The 21,068-nt window shown below is 69.0% G+C and carries 23 protein-coding genes and 1 pseudogene; 8 read left to right on the top strand and 16 right to left on the bottom strand.

Annotated features, from left to right (window positions below; translation table 11 throughout):
• Positions 1 to 3: 3 nt before the first annotated feature.
• The 3 genes from ACQEXA_RS52855 to ACQEXA_RS52845 all read right to left on the bottom strand — a co-directional run bounded on the left by ACQEXA_RS52855 (position 4) and on the right by ACQEXA_RS52845 (position 1,952).
• Positions 4 to 1,245 (bottom strand): LLM class flavin-dependent oxidoreductase, encoded by a 1,242-nt coding sequence (locus tag ACQEXA_RS52855; RefSeq protein WP_432922000.1) that lies wholly within the window; start codon positions 1,243 to 1,245, stop codon positions 4 to 6.
• 101 nt (positions 1,246 to 1,346) lie between these two features.
• Positions 1,347 to 1,649 (bottom strand): hypothetical protein, encoded by a 303-nt coding sequence (locus tag ACQEXA_RS52850; protein ID WP_432922003.1) that lies wholly within the window; start codon positions 1,647 to 1,649, stop codon positions 1,347 to 1,349.
• Positions 1,650 to 1,952, bottom strand: coding sequence for an EthD family reductase (locus ACQEXA_RS52845; protein WP_432922005.1), 303 nt, complete (start codon positions 1,950 to 1,952; stop codon positions 1,650 to 1,652). It lies immediately after the preceding gene.
• Positions 1,953 to 2,104: 152 nt separating this feature from the next.
• On the opposite strand from ACQEXA_RS52845, the gene ACQEXA_RS52840 reads away from it, so the two are divergent.
• Genes ACQEXA_RS52840 through ACQEXA_RS52820 form a run of 5 tightly spaced genes read left to right on the top strand, consistent with a single transcriptional unit; the run spans position 2,105 to position 6,612 of the window.
• Positions 2,105 to 2,911 carry an SDR family NAD(P)-dependent oxidoreductase gene (locus ACQEXA_RS52840; protein WP_432922008.1) on the top strand — a complete coding sequence of 269 codons (807 nt, stop codon included), beginning with the start codon at positions 2,105 to 2,107 and terminating at the stop codon, positions 2,909 to 2,911.
• Positions 2,912 to 2,956: 45 nt separating this feature from the next.
• Positions 2,957 to 3,748, top strand: a complete 792-nt coding sequence (locus ACQEXA_RS52835) for an SDR family NAD(P)-dependent oxidoreductase (RefSeq protein WP_432922011.1) — start codon at positions 2,957 to 2,959, stop codon at positions 3,746 to 3,748.
• 36 nt (positions 3,749 to 3,784) lie between these two features.
• Positions 3,785 to 5,032 carry an LLM class flavin-dependent oxidoreductase gene (locus ACQEXA_RS52830; RefSeq protein WP_432922014.1) on the top strand — a complete coding sequence of 416 codons (1,248 nt, stop codon included), beginning with the start codon at positions 3,785 to 3,787 and terminating at the stop codon, positions 5,030 to 5,032.
• 9 nt (positions 5,033 to 5,041) lie between these two features.
• Entirely contained in the window at positions 5,042 to 5,821 is a 780-nt protein-coding gene (locus ACQEXA_RS52825; RefSeq protein ID WP_433133649.1) for an alpha/beta fold hydrolase, read from the top strand.
• Between the two features lie 23 nt (positions 5,822 to 5,844).
• A complete protein-coding gene (locus ACQEXA_RS52820) occupies positions 5,845 to 6,612 on the top strand; it encodes an SDR family NAD(P)-dependent oxidoreductase (RefSeq protein ID WP_432922020.1) in 768 nt (255 codons plus the stop codon).
• A gap of 99 nt (positions 6,613 to 6,711) precedes the next feature.
• On the opposite strand, the gene ACQEXA_RS52815 is transcribed toward ACQEXA_RS52820, so the two are convergent.
• Positions 6,712 to 7,263: a TetR/AcrR family transcriptional regulator gene (locus ACQEXA_RS52815; RefSeq protein ID WP_432922022.1), complete on the bottom strand. Its 552-nt coding sequence runs from the start codon at positions 7,261 to 7,263 to the stop codon at positions 6,712 to 6,714.
• Positions 7,264 to 7,427: 164 nt separating this feature from the next.
• Here ACQEXA_RS52815 and ACQEXA_RS52810 point away from each other — a divergent pair, with 164 nt between their 5' ends.
• Positions 7,428 to 8,048, top strand: a complete 621-nt coding sequence (locus ACQEXA_RS52810) for a TetR/AcrR family transcriptional regulator (protein ID WP_432922027.1) — start codon at positions 7,428 to 7,430, stop codon at positions 8,046 to 8,048.
• A 66-nt stretch (positions 8,049 to 8,114) separates the two neighbouring features.
• Here the strand turns inward: ACQEXA_RS52810 and ACQEXA_RS52805 are convergent, their stop codons facing one another.
• The 7 genes from ACQEXA_RS52805 to ACQEXA_RS52775 form a co-directional block, all read right to left on the bottom strand.
• On the bottom strand, positions 8,115 to 8,867 hold the full coding sequence (locus tag ACQEXA_RS52805) for an SDR family NAD(P)-dependent oxidoreductase (protein WP_432922032.1): 753 nt from the start codon (positions 8,865 to 8,867) through the stop codon (positions 8,115 to 8,117).
• Positions 8,864 to 9,907: a phosphotransferase family protein gene (locus ACQEXA_RS52800; RefSeq protein WP_432922035.1), complete on the bottom strand. Its 1,044-nt coding sequence runs from the start codon at positions 9,905 to 9,907 to the stop codon at positions 8,864 to 8,866. The genes ACQEXA_RS52805 and ACQEXA_RS52800 overlap by 4 nt, the downstream gene beginning before the upstream one ends.
• The gene (locus ACQEXA_RS52795; RefSeq protein WP_433133647.1) at positions 9,904 to 11,112 is read right to left on the bottom strand and encodes an acyl-CoA dehydrogenase family protein; all 1,209 of its coding nucleotides are present in this window, start codon (positions 11,110 to 11,112) and stop codon (positions 9,904 to 9,906) included. Before ACQEXA_RS52795 ends, ACQEXA_RS52800 begins: the two co-directional genes overlap by 4 nt.
• A 148-nt stretch (positions 11,113 to 11,260) precedes the next feature.
• Positions 11,261 to 12,055 carry an SDR family NAD(P)-dependent oxidoreductase gene (locus ACQEXA_RS52790; RefSeq protein ID WP_359407110.1) on the bottom strand — a complete coding sequence of 265 codons (795 nt, stop codon included), beginning with the start codon at positions 12,053 to 12,055 and terminating at the stop codon, positions 11,261 to 11,263.
• A 59-nt stretch (positions 12,056 to 12,114) separates the two neighbouring features.
• On the bottom strand, positions 12,115 to 13,170 hold the full coding sequence (locus ACQEXA_RS52785; RefSeq protein WP_359407113.1) for an ABC transporter permease: 1,056 nt from the start codon (positions 13,168 to 13,170) through the stop codon (positions 12,115 to 12,117).
• Positions 13,167 to 14,711, bottom strand: coding sequence for a sugar ABC transporter ATP-binding protein (locus ACQEXA_RS52780; protein WP_432922043.1), 1,545 nt, complete (start codon positions 14,709 to 14,711; stop codon positions 13,167 to 13,169). The genes ACQEXA_RS52785 and ACQEXA_RS52780 overlap by 4 nt, the downstream gene beginning before the upstream one ends.
• The gene (locus tag ACQEXA_RS52775; RefSeq protein WP_432922046.1) at positions 14,708 to 15,892 is read right to left on the bottom strand and encodes a substrate-binding domain-containing protein; all 1,185 of its coding nucleotides are present in this window, start codon (positions 15,890 to 15,892) and stop codon (positions 14,708 to 14,710) included. The genes ACQEXA_RS52780 and ACQEXA_RS52775 overlap by 4 nt, the downstream gene beginning before the upstream one ends.
• A gap of 200 nt (positions 15,893 to 16,092) precedes the next feature.
• Between ACQEXA_RS52775 and ACQEXA_RS52770 the strand changes: the two genes are divergently transcribed.
• Positions 16,093 to 16,887 (top strand): alpha/beta fold hydrolase, encoded by a 795-nt coding sequence (locus ACQEXA_RS52770; RefSeq protein ID WP_433133645.1) that lies wholly within the window; start codon positions 16,093 to 16,095, stop codon positions 16,885 to 16,887.
• Between the two features lie 195 nt (positions 16,888 to 17,082).
• On the opposite strand, the gene ACQEXA_RS52765 is transcribed toward ACQEXA_RS52770, so the two are convergent.
• Positions 17,083 to 18,354 (bottom strand): bifunctional 3,4-dihydroxy-2-butanone-4-phosphate synthase/GTP cyclohydrolase II, encoded by a 1,272-nt coding sequence (locus ACQEXA_RS52765; RefSeq protein WP_432938796.1) that lies wholly within the window; start codon positions 18,352 to 18,354, stop codon positions 17,083 to 17,085.
• 95 nt (positions 18,355 to 18,449) lie between these two features.
• Here ACQEXA_RS52765 and ACQEXA_RS52760 point away from each other — a divergent pair, with 95 nt between their 5' ends.
• Positions 18,450 to 18,674: a hypothetical protein gene (locus ACQEXA_RS52760; RefSeq protein WP_433133643.1), complete on the top strand. Its 225-nt coding sequence runs from the start codon at positions 18,450 to 18,452 to the stop codon at positions 18,672 to 18,674.
• Between the two features lie 42 nt (positions 18,675 to 18,716).
• Here ACQEXA_RS52760 and ACQEXA_RS52755 read toward each other — a convergent pair.
• From ACQEXA_RS52755 to ACQEXA_RS52740, 4 genes and pseudogenes are all read right to left on the bottom strand, one after another.
• Positions 18,717 to 19,120 (bottom strand): annotated as a pseudogene (locus ACQEXA_RS52755) (LuxR C-terminal-related transcriptional regulator); the annotation flags it as partial.
• A gap of 381 nt (positions 19,121 to 19,501) precedes the next feature.
• Positions 19,502 to 20,116: a GAF domain-containing protein gene (locus ACQEXA_RS52750; RefSeq protein ID WP_432922055.1), complete on the bottom strand. Its 615-nt coding sequence runs from the start codon at positions 20,114 to 20,116 to the stop codon at positions 19,502 to 19,504.
• A complete protein-coding gene (locus ACQEXA_RS52745; RefSeq protein ID WP_432922058.1) occupies positions 20,079 to 20,702 on the bottom strand; it encodes a GTP-binding protein in 624 nt (207 codons plus the stop codon). The genes ACQEXA_RS52750 and ACQEXA_RS52745 overlap by 38 nt, the downstream gene beginning before the upstream one ends.
• Complete coding sequence (locus tag ACQEXA_RS52740; protein WP_432922061.1) at positions 20,680 to 21,066, bottom strand: DUF742 domain-containing protein; 387 nt, start codon at positions 21,064 to 21,066, stop codon at positions 20,680 to 20,682. The genes ACQEXA_RS52745 and ACQEXA_RS52740 overlap by 23 nt, the downstream gene beginning before the upstream one ends.
• Between the last annotated feature and the right edge of the window lie 2 nt (positions 21,067 to 21,068).

The raw sequence follows: 21,068 nt of genomic DNA, 5'->3' as shown, positions 1-21,068 counted from the left end.
CTCTCAGGCCGGCTGGTCGGTGAGCTGCAGCGCCGCCACCCGCTCCTGGCTTACCTTCGGCGTCCACAGGTCCTCGTACTCCGCCCAGATGTTGCGCAGCTTCGGGGCGACTCGCGTGCCGAAGAGGTAGTTGTTCTTCGCGGCCACCTCCTCGGGCAGGTTGCCGACGTGCATGCAGGTGATGAGCTGGCCGATGCGCAGGTCGGTGACGAGTTCGCGTACCCGCTGCTCGACCCGCTCCGGCGTGCCGGCGATGATGTAGCCCAGCCGGTCGTAGTCCCAGAAGCTCAGCTCGCCCTTGTTCGCCTTCTCGCGTTCCTCGGCGGAGATGGTCCGCTCCCTGGTCAGCATGGCGCGCAGGGACTCCTGGGTGGTGTAGCCGGGCGGGTTGCCGAACTCCGGTGCCACGGGGTTTTGCCGGTAGAAGTAGCGGACGGCGTCGTAGTACTGCTCCTCGGCCTCCTTGTCGGTGTCGGCGCAGCAGATGACCTGGGTGAAGGCCATCCGGTTGGGGTTCATGTTGCCGCCGGTGGACTCGGTGTAGTCCCAGAAGCCGTTGACGATCGGGGTCGCGCTCTGCTTGCCGGAGAAGGACAGGTAGCCGTAGCAGTAGTCGAGTTCGTTGACGACCGACCAGGTCTCGACGCTGCCGCTGCCGGGGATCCATATGGGCAGCTCGCTCTGGACGGGACGCGGCCACGGATTGACGTAACGCAGTTGGTTGTACTTGCCGTTGAAGGCGAAGGGTTCCTTGGCCTTCCATGCGCGGTGGATGAGCTCGCGCGCCTCGTGGAAGCGCTCGCGCAGCTCGATCGGCGGGACGCCGTAGGAGAACGCGCTGTCCATCGGGGTGCCGAACACGATGCCGGCGATGACCCGGCCGCCGGACAGGCAGTCGAGCATGGCGATCTCCTCGGCGACCCGGACCGACGGGTTGTACAGCGCGAGGGAGTTGCCGCACAGCGCGATCGCGGAGTTCTCCGTGGTGGCGGCCAGTACGGCGGCGATCAGGTTGGGGGACGGCGTCATCGCCAGCGAGGTCTGGTGGTGCTCGTTGAGGAGCAGTGAGTCCCAGCCCAGCTTGTCGGCCTGCTGCATCAGGCGGATGTACATGTGGTACTCCTCGCCGACCTGGCTCGGATCGGCGTAGGACGCGGGTGGGGTGACCCAGGCGCTGCGCACCGTGTCGCCGTAGTCCTCCGGCAGGTGGGTGTGGAACTGCTGCGCGAACCAGTGGAACTTCATCTCTGTCCCCTTCGATGCGTTGGGTGCCGCTGCGGCCGGCCCGGTCACCGCGGCTGGCACATATGAACGTTAGTTTGTAGGACGGCTCGTACGGGTCTTCCTCACAGGTAATCGAGATGTGCCCTGACCGCCCCGCGCCGCTCGTCGTACCAGCCGCGGCTCAGCGCGTAGGCGATCATCCCGGACAGCGAGGCCTCCCAGTCCGGGTTCACGGCACGGCCCGCCAGCGTCCGCAGCAGCTCGGCGGGGATCCACACGTGCTCACCGTCGCCCGTGACGCCCGCCCGGCCGAGCCGCCGCAGTGCCTCGTCGCGATCGCCGTCGACCACGACCTTCAAAGCGGTGAAGTCCTCGGGCGCGAACAGCTCGGGCGCGGCCCGCGCGGCTGACTGACGCAGTTCCATTCAGCTGATCTCGCTCAGCATCGAAACGGACTTCGTACTGGTGAAGTTGGGTGTGTCGGCTGCCAGTTCGGCTCCCTGCGGGGAGGCCATCGCGGCCTGCATGGTCTGCGCGTCGGGGAAGTAGAGCTCGGCGATCAGGTGGTACAGGGCGGGTGTGCCGTCGGCGTCCGGCAGCGTGAACGCCACCTCGAAGCGGTCAAGTCCGGGCAGCGCCCGCACCAGCGGAGTGTGCGTCTGGAAGTAGTGCTTGTCGAACGCCTCGGGGTCGGCGGGCTGTTCGTAGAGAACGGTCAGCTTGATCACGGAGATCTCCTCGAAGGGACGGTGCGGCTCGATCCGCGGGAGGCGGGATGCGGCCGCTCGACCAAACTATTGCGCATACGAACTACTAGTCGTTAGTTTTCACCGTACACGAAAGCCCCGAAGAGAAGAACGGCCTGAAGCGAGGTTCCGCGATGGGAAAGTTGTCCGGCAAGGTCGCACTGGTCACCGGAGCCGCGGCAGGCATCGGTGCCGCCACCGCCGAGGTGCTCGCGAGTCACGGCGCCAAGGTCGTACTCGGCGACATCCGCGGCGAACTGGTGGCGCAGACGGCGAAGCGCATCGGTGAGGCCGCCTCCGCCGTCACCTACGACGCGGCCGACACGGCGTCCGTCGAGCATCTCGTCGACGAGGTGATCGCCCGGCACGGCCGACTGGACGTGCTGCACAACAACGCGGCGATCACAGCGCAGGCGTGGACCCGCGACACCACCGTGCTCGACACCGAACTGGACTGGTTCGACCTGACGTTGCGGGTCAACCTGCGCAGCGGCTACATCGCGGCGAAGCGGGCGCTGCCGCACATGATCGCGGGCGGTGGCGGCGCGATCGTCAACATGGCGTCGATCGCGGCGTTCAGCGGCGGTCCGACGCTCGTCGCCTACGGCATCTCGAAGGCCGGGGTCGCCGCGATGACCAAGTACCTGGCGGCGCAGTACGGCCGGCACAACGTCCGGACCAACTGCATCGCGCCCGGCGCCGTGCTCACCGAGCAGGTGCTGGAGAACGTGCCCGGTGTCACCGAGGCAGCGGTGGCTCAACTGCCGTACACACGCGCCGGACAGGGCACCGACATCGGCAACGTGGTGGCCTTCCTCGCCAGCGAGGACGCCGCCTACGTCAACGGCCAGGTCATCACCGTCGACGGCGGCGGCACCGCCGGGATCGCCCCACCTCTGGACAGCGCGGCGCAGGCCGGCAGCGGTCCGGTTCCGGCCTGACCTTCGACAACCACCCACCACATCGGATTACGGAAGGGAGCGGCCATGCGGCTGCAGAACAAGGTTGCGCTGATCACCGGCGCCGGCTCGGGCATCGGCCGGGCGACGGCCGAGACGTTCGCCCGCGAAGGCGCCAAGGTGGTCATCCTCGACATCGACGCCGATTCCGGCAAGGAGGTGGCCGACGGCATCGAACGCGCCGGCGGAACGGTCGCGTTCCAGCACGCCGACGCATCGAACCCGGAGGACCTCGAACGGGTCGTCACCTTCACCACCGACACGTTCGGGCGCCTCGACATCCTGCACAACAACCATGTGTGGTTCGAGTCGGGCCGGATCGGCGACCTCAGTCTGGACGGCTTCCGCAAGTCACTGGACGTCAGCCTCATCGCCTACTGGTACGCGATCAAGCTCGCTCTCAAGCCCATGCTCGCCCAGGGCAAGGGGTCCATCATCAACACCGCCTCGGTGTCCGGCGTCGCCGCCGACTTCGGCATAGGCGCCTACAACGTGCTCAAGGCAGGCGTGGTGAACCTGTCCCGGATCACCGGCATCGAGTACGCGCGCAAGGGCATCCGCTGCAACGCGGTGTGCCCCGGACCCATCGCCACGCCGCCCATCGGGCAGCTGCACGAGCAGGCGCCCGAGATCTGGGAGGACATCCGCGAGGCGATCCCCATGGGCCGCTACGGCAAGCCCGAGGAGATCGCCGCGGCCGTGCTGTTCCTCGCCTCCGACGAAGCCGGGTTCGTCACCGGCTCCCATCTGGTGGCGGACGGCGGGCTCTGGGCGCACTCCGGCATGCCCCCCATCGGCGGGCTCGGCCCGGACTTCTGACCCGCACCACCACCTCACAGCTGAACCGGAGCCCTCATGAAGTTCCATTGGTTCGCCGAAGCCACCTACAACGACCTGCCCGAGCGGCTGCCGCAGAAGAATCCCTCGTCGGCCGTCGACCTGCCCATGGACCTGGTGGACTCGCGCAAGGTCGGCGAGCACTACAAGATGTTCATCCGGCTGATGCAACAGGCCGACACGCTCGGCTGGGACGGCCTGGCCGTCAACGAACACCACCAGACGACGTTCGCGATGACGCCGTCACCGAACCTGCTGGCCGCCAGCCTGGCGGGCACCACCGAGAACGCCGCGATCCTGATCATCGGTGACTCGCTGGCGCTGTACAACCCGCCCAACCGCGTGGCCGAGGAGATGGCGTATCTCGACTGCCTCTCCGACGGGCGGGTGATCGCCGGATTCGTCTTCGGCACGCCGATGGACACGGCCTTCGCCTACGGCATCTCCCCCGCCGAGCTGCGCGAGCGCTTCCACGAGGCACGCGACCTGATCACCCGGGCCTGGACCGCGGATAAGCCGTTCGCGTTCAACGGCAAGTACAACAAGCTGCGTTACGTCAACGTCCTGCCGCGGCCCGTCCAGGGGCGGCCGCCGATCTGGGTGCCCGGTTCGGGCAGCCTGGAGACCTGGGACCTGGTGCTCGACGAGGACTACTGCTACGGCTACCTGTCGTTCTTCGGCCTCGACAACGCGCGCCCCATCGTCCACGGCTTCTGGGACCGCGTACAGGAACGCGGCTTCGACATCAACCCGTTCCGCATGGCCTTCACCCAGCTCATCTGCGTCGCCGACACCGACAAGGAGGCCGAGCGCGAGTACGCCGAGGCCGTCAACTACTTCTTCACCCGCCAGAAGGCACCGCTGCACTACGCCACGCCGCCGGGCTACATGACCATCGCGTCACAGCGTGAAGGCCTGCGCCGCCAGCGCGGTATCGGCCCCGAGGTACGGCAGCGGGCGGCCAACGGCGAGCTGAGCTTCTGGGAGGCCGACGAACTCGGGTTCATCGTCGCCGGCACCCCGGAACGGGTGCGGCAGCGCATCGAGACACTCGCGACCGAACTGCACGTCGGCCAGCTCATCACCTGCATGCACATGGGCAACCTGCCCGAGGAGACCGCGGCCAAGAACAACGAGCTGTTCGGCCGCCAGGTCGCCCCCCATCTGCGCGATCTGTTCTCGGACCACGAGGACCACTGGACCCCCGAGGTCAGCCGGCAGCGCGTCGCGGCCCACGCGCCCAAGATCACCGTTCCCGCGAACTGAGGAGGACAGATGCGCACGCTCGACATCGCCAACGTCGGAACGTTCGACGTCAATCTGTGGACGGCCGGCAGCGGCAGTCCCGTGCTGTTCCTGCACGGCTACGAGCGCCACCCCGGCGGCGCGCCCTTCCTGCAGCGGCTCGCGCGGAACCACGCCGTCTACGCACCGGAGCAGCCCGGCTACGGCACCTCGACCGGGTTCGAGCACGTTCAGGACATCTTCGACCTCGTCCTGTTCTACCGGGAACTGGTGCGTTCGCTGGGGTACGAACGCATCGACGTCGTCGGCCACTCGACCGGCGGCATGGTCGCCGCCGAACTCGCCGCGGTCAGCCCGGAGATCGTGGGCGAACTGGTGCTCGTCGACGCGTTCGGACTGTGGCTGGACGACCAGCCGGCTCAGGACCCGTTCGGGGCCGCCGACGAGGTCAAGACCGCGAAGTGGCACGACCCGGCAGCCATCCCGAACCCCGAACCGACCATCTTCGTCCCCGACCCCAAGGACCCGCACGGCGAGATCTTCTTCCAGGCCCAGAATCTCGCCACCGCCACCAAGTTCATGTGGCCGATCGCCGACCGGGGCCTGCGGCGCCGGCTGCCGTACGTGCGGGCGCGGTCCCTCGTCGTGAACGGCGCCTCCGACGGGCTGGTGCCGCCGGCCTACGCCAAGGAGTTCGTGCGGCTCATCCCGCAGTGCGAGCTCGCGGTCATCGACGACGCCGGCCACTACCCCTTCATCGAGCAGGAAGACGAATTCGTCGCCACCGTAGAGAAGTTCCTGAGCGCGTGAGCTCACCGGACAAGGAGGATCGCATGGGTCGGGTATCGGGCAAGGTCGCCATCGTCACCGGCAGCGCGGCGGGCATCGGCCGCGCCACCGCGCAGGCGCTGGCCAGGGAAGGGGCGCATGTCGTCATCGCGGACCTCAACCTCGACGGTGCCAAGCAGACCGCCGAGAAGATCGGCGAGGCTGCCACACCGTTCCAGTTCGACGCGACGAAGCAGGAGACCATCGCCGAGCTGGTCGACTTCACGATGAAGCGCCACGGTCGCATCGACATCCTGCACAACAACGCCGCCCTCGTCGGTCCTGACGCATGGTTCACCGACGGATCGGTGCTGAGCACGAGCGTGGAGATGTGGGACCGCGCGTTCGCCACGAACGTCCGCAGCATCTTCCTGGCCTGCAAGTTCGCCCTGCCGCACATGGTGGCCGGCGGCGGTGGGGCCATCGTCAACATGGCCTCGGTCGGCGGCCTGAGCGGCGGGAAGGCACTGACCGCGTACGGCACGACCAAGGCCGCCGTGGTGGGCCTGACCCGCTACATCGCGGCGCAGCACGGCAAGGACGGAGTGCGGTGCAACGCCATCGCGCCGGGTGTCATCCGCACCAGGCAACTGCTGGACGCGGTGCCGGACCTGCCGCAGCAGACACTGCCGTCCATTGCGACGCCGCGGGTCGGGGAGCCCGAGGACATCGCGAACCTCGTGGTGTATCTGGCGTCGGACGAGTCGGCGTTCATGACAGGTGAGACGCTGCGCATCGACGGCGGCGGCATGACCACCACCAGCGGCGGCTGACGGGGCAGGGGGTCCCCCGGGGGATGGCCGTCACCGCGACGCGGCCGGACCGGCTGTACGGGTCCGGCCGCGTCGCCCTTCGTGCAGGCGGATTCGGCGTCAGGCGGATTCGGCGGACACCAGGCGCAGCGCCATGTCGCCGTAGTAATAGGCCAGTTGGGATTCGGAGAGCCTGCCGCCCTCGTGGTACCAGAGCGAGATACCGATGCCCATCTCCAGCATCGCGTAACTGGCCAGCTGCGGCGACGGCGTCTGGAACCGGCCCTCGTCCACGCCGCGTTTGATGACGTCCTGCCACGAGCGCGCGTAGTCGCGGCGCAGCTTGCGGACCTGGTCCTGGGCGGGCTGCTCCAGGTTCCAGATCTCGGCGTTGCCGATGCGCACCTCGCGCGGATGGCGCGCGTGGTAGCGGACGTGTGCCTCCATGGCCCGGCGCAGCTGCTCGGCCACGTCGTTGGTGGTGGCAACCGCCACCTGGTGGTCGGCGACCAGGTTCTCCATCGTGCGCAGCATGATGTCCTGGAGCAGCTCTTGCTTGGACTCCAGGTGGTTGTACAAGCTGGGCGCCCGCATACCCAGCTGCGAGGCAATGTCGCGCATGCTGGTCCCGAGGTATCCGCGTTCGGCGAACAGCGTCAGCGCGGCGTCCATGATGTCGCCGGCACGCCCGGCTGGCGCCGGCCGAGGCGACTTGCGAGCGTTAGCAGCAGATTGTGACGACACACACTTATGTTAGTACACCAGGCAGTCCCTTGGCGAACGACCGTTCAGACGTACCGACGAGAGGTGATCGCATGGGTAGTAGCATGCCGTCCATGGGTCGCCCTTCCACGAACGCCGCCGCGGGGTCCCGTGGCCCGGGAAGGCCGCGTGACCGCGCGATCGACGACATCATCCTCGAGGAAGCCCGGCGCGAGGTGGCCGAGAACGGCATCGCCAGCTTCAACTTCCATGCGGTGGCCCGGCGTGCCGGGGTCGCCCGGAACACCATGTACCTGCGCTGGGCCAAGCGCGAGGACCTGATCAAGGCCGCGCTACTGGCCGGCCACAATCCCACCGCCCCAGAGCTGGCCGGGGTGCTCGCCGAGGACCTTGCCACGCTCGCCGACATCTTCGCCGCGTCCTTCGCGGCCGATGGGGCGCTCAGCGCTTACTACCAGTTGTCGGTGACCAGTCTGACCGATCCGGAAATGTGGGACTGGGCACGGGAGAACATCATCGCGCCCGCCCACGCCATCCCCGAGAGGGTCATCCGCGAGGCTCAGGAGCGCGGCGACGCCCGGCCGGACGTCGACGCCGGAGTGGTCGCCCGCATGATGGTCGGCGGCATCTTCGCCGAGGCCATCCTGCGGGTGCCGCACGGGCACGTGAGCGAGGAGTTCCGCCGCATGCTGGTCGCCAACGTCCTGGCCCTCGTGGAGCCGGAGCCGGCGTGAGCGGAAGTGCCCGGGCGTCGTGGGAGGGGGCGGCCTGGCCGTCGGCCGGCCGGATCGCCGGCCCGCTCAGGCCCGCCAGAGCTGTTCGCCGGGGCGGGTGACCACGATCTCCGGGACCACGGCGCAGGCCGAGAGCCGGGTGACGGACAGCGCCAGGTCGACGACGTCCTCGACCCGGATCATCCGCGCGGGATCGATCCGGTCCCGCACATGCGCGGACATGTCGGTGTCGACGTATCCCGGACAGATCGCGGTCGCGCAGACGCCCTGGGCCGAGGCCTCGCTGTTCACGGACCGGCACAGGGAGATGAGCGCGGCCTTGGCGGCGCCGTACACGGCAAGGTCCGGTTCGGCGGCGATGCCGGTGATCGAGGACAGCGCGATGACCTTCGCGCCCCGCTCGGGATGCGCCGCGGCGGTCCTGCGCAGCAGCGGCAGGCTGTGCTGGAGCAGCACGAAGGGCGCGCGCACATTGACGGCGAACTGCAGGTCGTAGCGTTTCGCCGCGGTCTGTTCGAGCGAGCCGGCACTTCCCACGCCCGCACCTATCACGAGCACGTCGAGCCTGCCGTGGTGCTCTGCGTGGTCCGCGGCGAGGCGTCTTACGTCGTCCGCGACGGCCATGTCGGCGGGTACCGGGTGGACGCGGCCGCCCGCGTCGGCCAGCGCGTCCGCCGACTTCTCCAGGCGTGCGGCGTCCCTCGCGGACACCGTCAGATCGTATCCGGCGTCCGCGAGCCGGCGGGCGATGCCCAGGCCTATGCCGCGCGAGGCGCCGGTGACGAGCGCTGCCGGACGGCCGACGGGGATGGGGCTCACAGTGCGGGTTCCTTTCCCTTGAGCGCGCGCAGTCCGGCGGCCGCCAGCAGCGGAACCGCCTGGCCGACGGTCTCGAAGCCGTCGCCGAGGGTGAGGCCCTTGCGGTGCCGGGCGTGAATGCCCTCGGCGATCACGGCGATCTTGAAGTAGCCCAGGCCGAGGTAGAACCCCAGCCGGGTGAGGTCGCGTCCGGTGAGGCGGGCGTAGTGCTCGGCGAGGTCCCGGGGGTGCGGCAGCCGGTGGCTGGTGGAGGCGGCCGAGCCGCCGAGCACGGGATCGAAGGCCGGATCCCGGTAGACCAGGTGCAGGGCGAGGTCGGCGAGCGGATCGCCGACCGTGGCCATCTCCCAGTCCACCAGCGCGCGGACCTCGGACGGCTCGGCGGGGTCCAGGATGGCGTTGTCGATGCGGTAATCACCGTGCACGATCGAGGCGCCGCTGTCGGCCGGCACCACGGCGGCCAGCCGGGCATGCAGCGCCTCGACGTCGGCCAGCGGTCTGGTGCTGACCCGCCCCCACTGGTCGCACCACCTGTTCACCTGCCGGGACAGATAGCCCTCCGGGCGCCCGAAGTCACCTAGACCGACGGCCCGGTGGGATACCGCGTGCAGCCTGGCGAGCACGTCGATCAGCGCGTGACCGCAGCGCAGCGTCTCCGCCGCGGACAGGCACTCGAGTTCGGCCTGGGTGCGGATGACCCGGCCGGACACGTACTCCACGACCGAGAACGGCGTGCCGATCACCGACGCGTCCTCGCACAGCGCCACCGTCCGGGCCACGGGGACACCGCTGTCCCACAGAGCCGCGGCAACGCGGAACTCGCGTCCGATGTCGTGGGCGGAGGGGGTGAGGCCGCCGAGCGGTGGCCTGCGGACCACCCAGGTGGACGTGCCGTCGGTCACGCGGTAGGTGAGGTTGGACCGTCCGCCGTGCAGCAGTTCGGCGTGCAGCGGCCCGGCGGTGCCTTCCACCGTGCTCTCGAAGAATCTGTGCAGGGCGGCGACGTCCAGCCCCTCCGGACCTGCTCCGTGCGCGCTCATGCGCCGGACCGGGAGGGGCCGTTGAGGTGGCGGCTGACGACGCGCCTGGCGATCGCCCAGCGGTGGGTCTCGGACGGCCCGTCGTAGATGCGGAAGGGGCGGACCTCGCGCAGGAAGCGGGACAGCAGCACATCGCCGGAGACACCCGGCGCCCCGCACATCTGCACCGAGCGGTCCACGACCCGCCAGACCACTTCGGCGGTGAACGTCTTGGCCACGGCGGTGGCCTGGGCGGCCGAACGGCCCTGGTCGAGTTCCCAGCAGGCCTGCCGGATCAGCCCACGGGAGGCGGCGATGTCGATCTCGTTGTCGGCGATCATCTGCTGAACCATGCCCAGTGCGGCCAACGGAGAGCCGAACAGCCGGCGGTCGGCGGCCCGGGCCACGGCGATGTCCTGGGCACGGCGCGCGATGCCCAGCCACCGCATGCAGTGGGTCATACGGGCCGGCCCGAGGCGCACTTGGGCATACGCGAAGCCCTTGTCGACCTCACCGAGCACAGCGTCGTCGGGGACGACGCACCCGTCGAACACGACCTCGCAGTGGCCGCCGAAGAGGCTCTCGTCGAGCGTCTCGATGTGGCGGATCACCTTCATCCGGGAGTCGGAGGCGTCGACCAGGAACATCGTCGCGCCGCCGCGGTCGCCCGGGTCGCCGGAGGTACGGGCCATGCAGATCGCGTACGCCGCTCCGTCGGCGCCGGTGATGAACCACTTGCGTCCATCGATCCGCCAGCCACCCGGTACGCGTTTCGCCCGCGTCGACAGGGCCGCCGGGTCCGAGCCCGCGCCCGGTGCCGGCTCGGTCATCGCGAAGCAGGAGCGGACTGCGCCGGCTGCCAGCGGGCGCAGGTACCGCTCCTTCTGCTCCCGCGTCGCGACATGCTCCAGCAGATGCATGTTGCCCTCGTCCGGGGCGGCGCAGTTCAGCGCCAGCGGGCCGAACAGCGAGTAGCCGGCCTCCTCGAAGACCACGGCGCGCGCCCGCATGTCGAGCCCGAGTCCGCCGTATTCCAAGGAGACGTGCGGAGCGAACACCCCGGCGTCCTTGGCGGCTTGCTGCAACCGGGCACGTACGGCGTCGCCCGCCCTCGCAGTGACGCCGGCGTGTTCCTCCTCGGCCGGAATGACGGCGTCGCGCACGAATGCCGCCGTGCGCTCGGCGAGGTCGGCGACCTCGGGATCGGGGGCCAGTTCGATGGACACGGGACCTCCTGGCTCGACGGACGTGTTACTAACTAACGCTCATTAGCCTCCCTGCAGCTTAGCAGACGCGCTGTTCAAACGGGGGAAACGTGCGAGCGCATGCGCGGTGAGAACCACGCATGCGCTCGCACGTACGGCCGGCCGGCGGTCACCCGGTGAACTGACCGCCGGCGGGGTGCAGGATCTCGCCGGTGAAGAACGACGCGGACTCACCGGCCAGGAACAGGCAGGCCTCGGCGATCTCGGACGGCCTGCCCAGCCGGTTCATCGGAGTGATGCTCATCGCGGAGGCGTACGCCGCGGTATTGTCCTCGAGGCCCTCGATCATCGGCGTCGCGGTGTAGCCGGGCCCCACCGCGTTGACCCGGATGCCGCGCTGGGCCAGTTCGAGACCCATCACCTTCGTCAGCATCCAGACCCCGGCCTTGGACGTGCAGTACGGCGCCGCGCCGGCCAGCGGGATCCTGGCGGCGGAGGAGGCGATGTTGATGATCGAGCCACCCGTCCCCTGCGCGAGCATCTGCCGAGCCAGCGCACGGTCGGTCATCATCACCCCGATCAGATTCACTTCGACCACGCGGCGGAAGTCGTCCGTCGACAAGCCGACCACGAAGCCGGCATCGGTCTCGGTCTGGCGTGTCTGGAGGTTGCTCGGCCCGGCGACGGTGGCGATGCCGGCCGCGGCCACGCCGACGTCGACGTGCCCGAACTCCTCGACGGCACGCCGAACAAGGGCGTCGCAGTCCGCCTCGCTGGTCGTGTCGGTCCGCACGGACACGGCCCGTCGCCCGGCCTGCTCGACCAGCTTGGCACTGGCCGTGCCGTCGGCGAGGTCGCCGATGACGATGTCGGCCCCCTCCTCGGCGAAGCGCACGGCGCACGCCCGCCCGATTCCGCTGGCGCCGCCGGTGATGACGGCCACCTTGCCTTCCAAAGCACCCATGTCAGTCCTCTTCTGCGTCGAGGGAGGGATCCGTGCTGTGCGTCGGGGCGCGAGCGCGGTCAGCTGACCGACGTGGTCACCGCCCCCTTGTTGGGGCCGCTGCCGGTGGCCGCGGCGGGATCGACGTCGCCCTCGCCGCCCTCGGCCTTGCCCATGTTCTGGCGGCCGAGTCCGGACCAGACGGAGATGCCCACGGCGACGATGAGAGCGACGCCGTTGAACATGCTCGACACCCACGGCTTCGCGCCGAGGAAGGTCAGTCCGCTGACCGTGGCGGCCAGGAAGTAGACGGCGACGAGCGTTCCCGGCACGTTGAACCGGCCCGGGTTGATCGTCGTGGCGCCGAGCAGCGCCGCCGCGAGTGCCGGGAGCAGATAGCCGGGTCCGACGGACGGGTTGCCCGAGCCGGACACCGCCAGCAGGAGCACTCCGCCGATGCCGGCGAGGGCGCCGCCGAGGACGAAGCTCTGCAGGGTCAGGCGGTTGACCGGGAGCCCGACGATCTCGGCCGCGCGGGGGTTGGCACCGACGCCCTGGAGGGAGCGTCCCCATGGCGTGTGCTGGAGCAGGTACCAGGAGATGATCGCGACCACCGCGAGGAAGTACAGCGGACAGGGAATCCCGAGCCATTCGCCCGTGCCGAGGTCGGTCAACGCCGGCGACACCCCGTCGATGATGGAATTTCCGCCGGTGTACCAGGTGACCAACGCCGCGATGATGCTTGTCATGCCCAGCGTGGTCACGATCGAGGACACCTTGATCTTGGTAACGGCCAGCCCGTTCACCGCGCCCACCAGCATGCCGGTCAGGATGGCGGCGATGACGGCCATCCACAGCGGCAGGCCCATCTTCGACATCACGCCGGCGCAGATCAGCGAACACAGGCCCATGGCGGGGCCGAGTGAAAGATCGAACTGCCCGCCCACCAACGGGAATATGCTCGCCAACGCGATGATGCCGGTCAGGGTCTCATTGCTCAGCACCGACTTGATATTGGCGATCGACGCGAATTGCGGAGTCGCCGGGTCGAGCGTGAAGAATGCGATGACGACGACCAGCAGGATCGCGAGTCCGTACTTTTCGAGCAGTTGGAGGCTGTCCCCGAACCTCTTCATACCGTGATCTCCCTCGGTCCGATCGACGCTTCGAGAATCTCGTGTGCGTTCATGGGCTGCCGCATCTCGGTGACGATCCGTCCGTGGGACAGCACGAGCACCCGCCCGCAGATCTGTGCCAGTTCCTCGAATTCCGAACTGACCACGACGATGGCGCAGCCCTGGTCGGCCGCCAGCGCGATGAGCTTGTAGATCTCGTCGCGTGCTCCCACGTCGACGCCCTGGGTGGGTTCGTCCAGCAGGAGCAGCCGGGGCCGTCGCCGAAGCCACCGGGCGAGGATCACCTTCTGTTGATTTCCGCCCGACAGGCTCTCGATATAGGCCGTGGGGCCCGACGTCCGGATGTTGAACCGCTGAATGTCCCGCAGCGCGTCGGCGCGTTCCACGCGGTCCCGCAGCCACAGCCGCTTGAAATACCGGTGCTCGTGTCCCTGGACGAGATTCTCCAGGACGGTGCCTGCGGGGAAGATCGCCTCGGCGGCACGGTCCTCGGGAACGAACGCCATGCCTTTGCGGCACGCCTTGCTGGGATTGAGCACATGGGTGGATTCCCCGAGATAGGTCACCGTGCCGGCCCGCCTGGGCAACAAGCCGTAGATCAGCTGGAGCAACTCCGTACGACCGGAACCGAGCAGGCCCGCGATGCCGAGGACCTCACCCGCCGCCACATCGAAACTGACCTCCGCCAGCGGTCCTCCACTGAGGTCGCGCACCTCGACCACATGATCGGCGGACGACGACGTCGGCGAGGCGACGCTGACCGCCTGGTCGAGCTTGCGGCCCAGGATCAGCTCGACGAGCATCGCCTCGGTCAGGCCCGCGCCGTCGATCGTGTTGACATAGCGCCCGTCCCGGAACGCGGTGACCCGGTCGGCGACTTCGCGCACCTCGTCGAGACGGTGGGTCACGATGAGAATGGCGTGTCCCTCCTGGGCCAGCCTGCGGATCCAGCCGAGCAGCGCCTGGACTTCGGGTGCCGGCAGCGCGGCTGTCGGCTCGTCCAGGACGAGAATGCCACCGTGCTCGGATTCCTGGTCCTGCAACGCCCGGGCGATGGCGAGCATGGCCCGCTGCGGTACCGACAGCGCGGACGCCGGCGTACGCGGATCGTGGTCGATACCGAACCGGCGCAGCACCTCACGGGCCCGCTTGTGCGCCGCTCGCCAATTGATGCGCCGTGAGCTGCCCTCGAAGCGCCGGCCGAGCGAGAGGTTCTCGGTCAGCGACAACGCCGGGAAAATGCCCGGGTCCTGGTGCACGAAGCGGAGACCGGCGTCCCGGGCGCGGTCCGGGCTCTGAGCGGCCAGGTCATACTCGGTGCCGTTGACCGTCAGCGTGCCCGCATCGGCCTGGTGCACGCCCGCGAGGCACTTGATGAGCGTCGACTTGCCACAGCCGTTGCCCCCGATCAGGGCGTGCACCTCGCCGGCGCGCAGTTCGAGTCGCACCGAACGCAGGGCCTGCGTCGCACCGAAGTTCTTGGAGACCTCGGCCACCGCGAGCGCGATCGGGGGCTCGTCGACGGGTGTCGCCGCACTCATGACACGCCCCAGGACGCGCGGTAGACGGACCGGAAGTCGTCGTTGCCCTGCCAGATGGTGTCACCCGTCGGCATCTGGTCGGGATTGGTGTTGTCGATGATCTGCCAGCCGATCCCCTCGTCCCGCCGGGGCCGTCCGGCCAGGACGCTGTTGATCGAGTCCATGGCGGCGTACCCGATCCACTGCTGCGGCCAGGCGGTCGTGGCGTTCAGCCCCCGCCCAGCCTTGATCAGATTGAACTCGTCGGGCAGTCCGAGACCCGCGATCACCTGGATCTGCTTGGCCTTCGCGCCGAGCGACAGAATGGCCTGGTTGTAGCCGGAGGTCACCGTCGATCCGAACATCGACGAGTTGATCTCGGGATGCTGCAGGGACGCATTCTTGATCAGCGCCGCCAGCGCGGCCGGCGTGCCCGATGTGGTCGCGTCCCAGGGGATGTTCACTGTCTTGCACGTCTTGCACTGCGCCATCCGTTCCTCGAAGCCTTTCTGATAGCTGATCAGGACGGCGATCTGCTCGTTGTGCAGCACCAGCGGGCGAGCCCGGCCCTTGGTGGCCGAGATGATCCAGGCGGCGGTGTCGGACCCCCACTGCTGCCAGGCGTCCAGCAGGCTCTTCCACCGCTTGCCGAAGCTGAGGTCCGCGCTGAACAGGCGGGGCGATCCGGGGTTGGTGTCCGCACAGTCGAAGGCGTACACCTCGCTGACCGCTATGCCCCGGGACTTGGCCTGCTGGAGCTGGTTCTTCACGTACGTGCAGTCGATGGCGACGAGCACGATCCCGTTGGCGCCGTTGGCGATCGCGTCACTGACACCCTTGGTGTAGTTGCCCGGATCACCCTTGGCGTCGTAAAGGGTCGTCTTCCACCCGAGTGCCTTGCCGGCCTCCTGCGCGGCCAGCGCGGGGATGCTCACCGAGGGCGCTGCCGCGGTGGATTGGATGATCCAGACGTTCTTTCCCTTCACAGCGGGATTCGGCGCGGACGGCGGTTGCGTCATCCGTCCCTTCCGTGCGACCGCCAGCTGAGCGTCGGCCGCCTTCACGGCGGCGCCGGCATCGGAGTCCGATCCGCCCCCGCCCGTGTCCGCCGCGGCCGTACAACCGGCCAGAACTCCGAGGGCCATCAGACCGGCTACGGGACCGAGGAGCACCCGTTTGCCTCGTCTCACAAGGTTACCCATCTCGATCTCCTCTGGTCAGACGAACTAACGGAAGTTAGTGTGGCTAGACGCAAAGAAGGACGTCAACAGTCGTGCACCGTCATCTCCGCGCAGTTTGAGGAAGTGTGCAGGTGGAGCACAGCCGGAAGAGGCGACTGGCCTGCATGACCAATCATTAGTTTCCGTCCCGCACCATGGCGCGGACCGATCAAGGAGTCGGCATGGCAGAGTTCGATTCGGCAGGAGTCAAGCTGCACTATGAGACCACCGGAAGCGGCCCCGAACTGCTGCTCATCTCGGGGCTCGGCGCGAACCGCAATGCCTGGGCCGCAGTGCTGCCCGAGCTGCGTGAGCGCTACACCTGCATCACCTTCGACAACCGGGGCACCGGCCAGAGCGACGTGCCCGAAGGGCCCTACACCATCGAGCAGATGTCCGACGACACCGCGGCGCTGATCCGGCACCTCGGAGTCAGTCCAGTGCCGGCCGTGGGCTGGTCCATGGGTGGGGTGATCCTCCAGTCACTGCTGATCGACCACCCGGATTCGGTCAGCAGGGCCGTGCTCCTGAGCACGCTTCCGTCCTACACCGACGTCCAGCACGCATGGCTCGACGGACTGCTTGCGCTGCGCGCGGCCGGCGCGGACGCCATCACCCTGGCCGCGGCCGGCATCCCGTGGGGATTCACGCCCTACACGCTGGTCGACCACTCCGCCGCGTACGCCGCGCTGAAACTGGCGGGGGAGGATCCGGAACCGACGAGCGACGCGGGATTCGCCGCCCAGGCACAGGCGATCCGCACCTTCGACCGCCGTGCGCAGCTGCACACGATCAGTACGCCCACGCTCGTCCTGGTCGGTGCCGAGGACATCCTCACCCCGCCCCGTCAGGCGGTGGAGATCGCCGAGCGGATCCCCGGGTCGCGCCTGGTCGTGCTGCCCCGCGGCAGCCACGGCATGCTCAACGAGTTCCCGGTTCCCGTGCTCGGCTCGATCGAGGAATTCCTGGCCGCCTGACCCGGACGACGGCCGCGCTCGCGCTGCGGGCGGACGGGCACGTGAGGCGTCCGCTCCCCCCGGCAGCACCTGGACAGCCCGCCCGGTGCACGGCCGGCACCTCGCACCCGAGCACGCCTCAACGACACCGGAAACCTCCGCTCAGGCGGGCGGGGCGTGTCCCGCCAGCTGGCGGGACACGCCCCGGCACGGCGTTCACAAGACGCCTGCCGGGGAGTCGATCTCGTCGAGCAGGTGCCCGAGCCTGGCGCGCTTGGTCTTGAGGTAGCGCAGGTTGTCGCGGGTGGCCGGCACCTGTATCGGCACCCGTTCGGTCACCGCGACACCCAGTTCCGCCAGGCCCAGTTGCTTGCCCGGGTTGTTGGTCAGCAACCGCAGGCGGGTGACGCCGATGTCGTCGAGGATCTGCGCGGCATCGGCGTAATCACGGGCGTCGACGGGCAGCCCGAGCGCGCGGTTGGCCTCGACCGTGTCCAGCCCGCGGTCCTGCAGCGCATAGGCACGCAGCTTCTGGCCCAGGCCGATGCCACGGCCCTCGTGGCCGCGCAGGTAGATCAGCGCGCCCGCGCCCTCGTTGACGATACGGCGCAGGGCGAGATCCAGCTGCGGCCCGCAGTCGCAGCGGCGCGACCCGAACAGGTCCCCGGTCATGCACTCGGAGTGCACCCGGACCAAGGGCGCAGTCCGGCGCGACAAGTCCCCGTACAGCAGCGCAAGATGCTCAACCGCCTTGAGCTCATTGCGGTAGGCGAGCGCACGGAAGGTGCCCGCCTCCAGCGGCAGGACCGCCTCCCCCGTCCGCGTGAGGAGTTGCTGCTGCTTCTTGCGATACGCGATCAGGTCACCGATCGAAACGATCGGCAGTCCGTGCTCGGCGGCGAACCGCATCAAAAACGGCAGCCGCGCCATCTCGCCGTCCGGGGTCGCGATCTCACAGATCACTCCCGCCGGGGTACGGCCAGCCAGCGTCGCCAAATCGACCGACGCCTCGGTGTGCCCGGCCCGGGTGAGCACTCCACCGGGCTGGCTGCCCAGCGGAAACATATGCCCGGGCCGGGTGAAATCGTCCGGACGCGCACACGGATCGACAAGAGCCATGATCGTCGCCGCGCGATCGCGCGCAGAGATGCCCGTCGAGGTCCGCGTCCGGTGATCCACGCTGACGTGAAAAGCGGTACGCAGCGGATCGGAGACATCCTGCACCATCGCGGGGATCCGCAGCTCACACAGCCGCTCCTGAGTGAGCGACACACAGATCAGCCCGCGCCCGTGAACGGCCATGAAATTGACGGCCTCCGGCGTCACGCAATCGGCCGCCATCACCAGATCGCCTTCGTTCTCACGGTCGGGCGAGTCGACCACCACGACCAGACGACCCGCCGCAACAGCGGCGACCGCCTCGTCCACAGCGGAGAATCCCAGCTCGGGGTCATCATCGGCGGCCCGCCGAACAGGGAGGGAGATCAGTCCGGCTTCCTGTCGTTCCATCATGCGACCTCTATTACTGAACGGGGTGCTCAGTATTACACCGGGTCGAGACGGCGAAAAAGAGCCGTGCAGCAATGAGCCGCAAGACCCACGGAAGGCCCAGGTTCGGGCGGTTGGGGAGCTTTCCGGTCGCGCACCCAGACGGGCGCGCGGACGCGAACCGCGGCGGCGCCCGCTGCACGATCGTGGCGGCGAGCGGGAGCTCGCGCAGGGTCCGGCTGAAGGACGTGGAGTGCGGTGAGCAGAGGGCGGTCGGCGTGAACGAGACCGTGGCAGAGCCGGAGTCGAAGCTCGGCTGATCGGATGTGCAGGGCCCCGGGTGCGGCCCGGGGCCCCCTGCGTCATGGGTCGAGGAGGCCGTGGCGCATGGCGCTGGTGACGGCCGCCGTCCTGTCGTCGACACCGAGTTTTGCGAAGATCCGCAGCAGATGGGTCTTGACCGTGGACTCCCCGATGAACAGACGCCGGCCGATCTCGGCGTTGGTGCAGCCATCAGCCACCAGGCGCAGGACCGCGCTCTCGCGCTCCGACAGCGAAGCCGTAGCAGTCAGGCCCTGAGCTGGTCGACCAGACGGGCCGCGACCGAGGAGGCCAGCACCGTCTCGCCCCGGGCCGCGGCCCGTACGGCGTCGGCCAGTTCGGTCCGCGGCAGGTCCTTGAGCAGGTAGCCCGCCGCCCCGGCCTCCACCGCCCGCAGGATGTCCCGGTCGCTCTCGTAGGTCGTCAGAACGATCACCCTGGACGGGCCGCGTTCCGGCCGGCAAGGACCGGGACCGACTGAACGACATCGTCACCCTCGTCCCCGACGACGCCTGGGCGGTCGGTTCGACCGGCTTCGACGCGACAGCTGGTCGGCGTCACCGGCAAGCCGCACAGACCGATCTACTGCGCGCTGCCCAAGCGCCCGCACACCGATCCGACCCATCCGGCCGGCTGCCATCGCAACCGCACCGGCGAACGGAACGTCAGTTCACGGCCGTGCTCGGCTGTTACCGGGCCCCGCCTTCGGGACCGCGCCGGGCCACCCGAGGCCGGCCAAAGGCAGCCGGCAGGAGCCGTGGCCGGGTGCTGGGCGGCCGCTGCGCGGATGGTCCGGGGCGGGCCGCGTCTGTGTCCGGCGGACCGGTCAGCGGCCACGGCGGGCCGCGTTCTCAAGCCTATCGACCAGTTCGGCAGCCATGGCCTTGATGGTTTCCAGGCCCTTACGGCCCCACGGCTGCGGGTCCTGGTCGACGACGCAGATGGTGCCGAGCACCACGCCGGTGCTGTCTATCAGTGGTGCGCCCAGGTAGGAGTGGACGCCGATCGCGTCGACCACCGGGTTGCCGGCGAACCGCGGGAAGTCCCGAATGTCCTCCAGCACCAGCGCCCGGCGGCGCTTGACCACGTGCGGGCAGATGCCCATGTCGATGTCGCGGGGCATGACGCGGCCGGGCACCGGGTCCTCCAGCAACGGCGGTCCCACATGGACCGTGGTGTCCTGCGCGGCGCTGTACAGCCCCGCGAAGTACTGGCGGTCGGCGTCGAGGAAGAAGTTGACACCGGCGTAGCAGCCGCCGGTGCGGTGCGCGAGTTCCCTGGCGAATGCGTCGAGTTCCGCATCCGGGCGGGCAACGATGCCCAGTTCGCGCAGCCGCTCCGACCGGGCACGTCCCTGAGGGTCCTCCGGGGGTAGGAGCAGATGGCGCAGGGCGATCCCGGACTCAGGCCCGGAGAAGGGGTCGGTCGGTGTCGCTGCCATGGGAACTCCTTGTCGTGATCAGATGCTGAATCAGTTCGAGCAATACGCGGGTGCCTGAGTTCTGCACGCGGGCGTCGCACAGCACCACCGGCACCTCCTGCCTGAGGTCGAGCGCGGTCCGCACCTCCTGCGCGCGGTATCGGTGGGCCCCGTCGAACTCGTTGACGGCGACGACGAAGGCGATGCCGCGCTGCTCGAAGAAGTCCACCGCCGGGAAGGAGTGTTCCAGCCTGCGGGTGTCGGCGAGTACCACCGCCCCGAGCGCTCCCTCGCAGAGGTCGTCCCACAGGAACCAGAAGCGCTCCTGTCCGGGCGTGCCGAACAAGTACAGGATGTGGGACGGGCTGAGCGTGATCCGGCCGAAGTCCATGGCCACCGTGGTGGTGGCCTTGTTCTCCACTCCGTCCAGCCGGTCCGTGGCCGCGCTGACGGCGGTCAGCATCTCCTCGGTGCTCAGCGGCTCGATCTCGCTGAGCGCGTTGACGAAGGTGGTCTTCCCCACGCCGAACCCACCGGCGATCAGCACCTTGATACCCACCGGCAGGGCGTCGGCGGGCAGCGGGTCACAGTCGTTTGAGGAGGCCATCGCGTACCGCTTCCAGGAGGTCTCGGTCGGGTCGTGTGTGGGAGCCCGAGGGCGCCGAGGGCGCGTCACCTGCGACCACCGCGCCTCCCTCGGCCAGATCGGACAGCAGCACCTTGACCACGGCAGCGGGTACCTGCATCCGGGCCGCGACCTCGGCGACGCTCACTGGCCGCTCGCACAGTGCCAGGACCTGCGCATGCTCCAGGCCGAAGGCGCCGTGCGTCTGAACTCCGGTGGCCCGCACCATGGTCACCAGCGTGAAGTGGGACGTGGCCCTGGTCCGGCCGTCACTCACGGTGTAAGGACGGACCAGCCGCCCGGCCGCTTCGTCAACCAGTGGTCCGTCCGGGAGGACGGGCGTCATCG

Source organism: Streptomyces sp. CA-106110, assembly GCF_050936285.1.
GTDB lineage: Bacteria > Actinomycetota > Actinomycetes > Streptomycetales > Streptomycetaceae > Streptomyces.
This window is presented reverse-complemented; position numbering and strand designations above follow the sequence as displayed.

Coding starts and splice junctions, on each gene's coding strand:
- ACQEXA_RS52855 (WP_432922000.1), bottom strand. CDS start 1,245: ATGAAGTTCCACTGGTTCGCGCAGCAGTTCCACACCCACCTGCCGGAG.
- ACQEXA_RS52850 (WP_432922003.1), bottom strand. CDS start 1,649: ATGGAACTGCGTCAGTCAGCCGCGCGGGCCGCGCCCGAGCTGTTCGCG.
- ACQEXA_RS52840 (WP_432922008.1), top strand. CDS start 2,105: ATGGGAAAGTTGTCCGGCAAGGTCGCACTGGTCACCGGAGCCGCGGCA.
- ACQEXA_RS52835 (WP_432922011.1), top strand. CDS start 2,957: ATGCGGCTGCAGAACAAGGTTGCGCTGATCACCGGCGCCGGCTCGGGC.
- ACQEXA_RS52830 (WP_432922014.1), top strand. CDS start 3,785: ATGAAGTTCCATTGGTTCGCCGAAGCCACCTACAACGACCTGCCCGAG.
- ACQEXA_RS52825 (WP_433133649.1), top strand. CDS start 5,042: ATGCGCACGCTCGACATCGCCAACGTCGGAACGTTCGACGTCAATCTG.
- ACQEXA_RS52820 (WP_432922020.1), top strand. CDS start 5,845: ATGGGTCGGGTATCGGGCAAGGTCGCCATCGTCACCGGCAGCGCGGCG.
- ACQEXA_RS52815 (WP_432922022.1), bottom strand. CDS start 7,263: ATGGACGCCGCGCTGACGCTGTTCGCCGAACGCGGATACCTCGGGACC.
- ACQEXA_RS52810 (WP_432922027.1), top strand. CDS start 7,428: ATGGGTCGCCCTTCCACGAACGCCGCCGCGGGGTCCCGTGGCCCGGGA.
- ACQEXA_RS52800 (WP_432922035.1), bottom strand. CDS start 9,907: ATGAGCGCGCACGGAGCAGGTCCGGAGGGGCTGGACGTCGCCGCCCTG.
- ACQEXA_RS52790 (WP_359407110.1), bottom strand. CDS start 12,055: ATGGGTGCTTTGGAAGGCAAGGTGGCCGTCATCACCGGCGGCGCCAGC.
- ACQEXA_RS52785 (WP_359407113.1), bottom strand. CDS start 13,170: ATGAAGAGGTTCGGGGACAGCCTCCAACTGCTCGAAAAGTACGGACTC.
- ACQEXA_RS52780 (WP_432922043.1), bottom strand. CDS start 14,711: ATGAGTGCGGCGACACCCGTCGACGAGCCCCCGATCGCGCTCGCGGTG.
- ACQEXA_RS52775 (WP_432922046.1), bottom strand. CDS start 15,892: ATGGGTAACCTTGTGAGACGAGGCAAACGGGTGCTCCTCGGTCCCGTA.
- ACQEXA_RS52770 (WP_433133645.1), top strand. CDS start 16,093: ATGGCAGAGTTCGATTCGGCAGGAGTCAAGCTGCACTATGAGACCACC.
- ACQEXA_RS52760 (WP_433133643.1), top strand. CDS start 18,450: ATGAGCCGCAAGACCCACGGAAGGCCCAGGTTCGGGCGGTTGGGGAGC.
- ACQEXA_RS52750 (WP_432922055.1), bottom strand. CDS start 20,116: ATGGCAGCGACACCGACCGACCCCTTCTCCGGGCCTGAGTCCGGGATC.
- ACQEXA_RS52745 (WP_432922058.1), bottom strand. CDS start 20,702: ATGGCCTCCTCAAACGACTGTGACCCGCTGCCCGCCGACGCCCTGCCG.
- ACQEXA_RS52740 (WP_432922061.1), bottom strand. CDS start 21,066: ATGACGCCCGTCCTCCCGGACGGACCACTGGTTGACGAAGCGGCCGGG.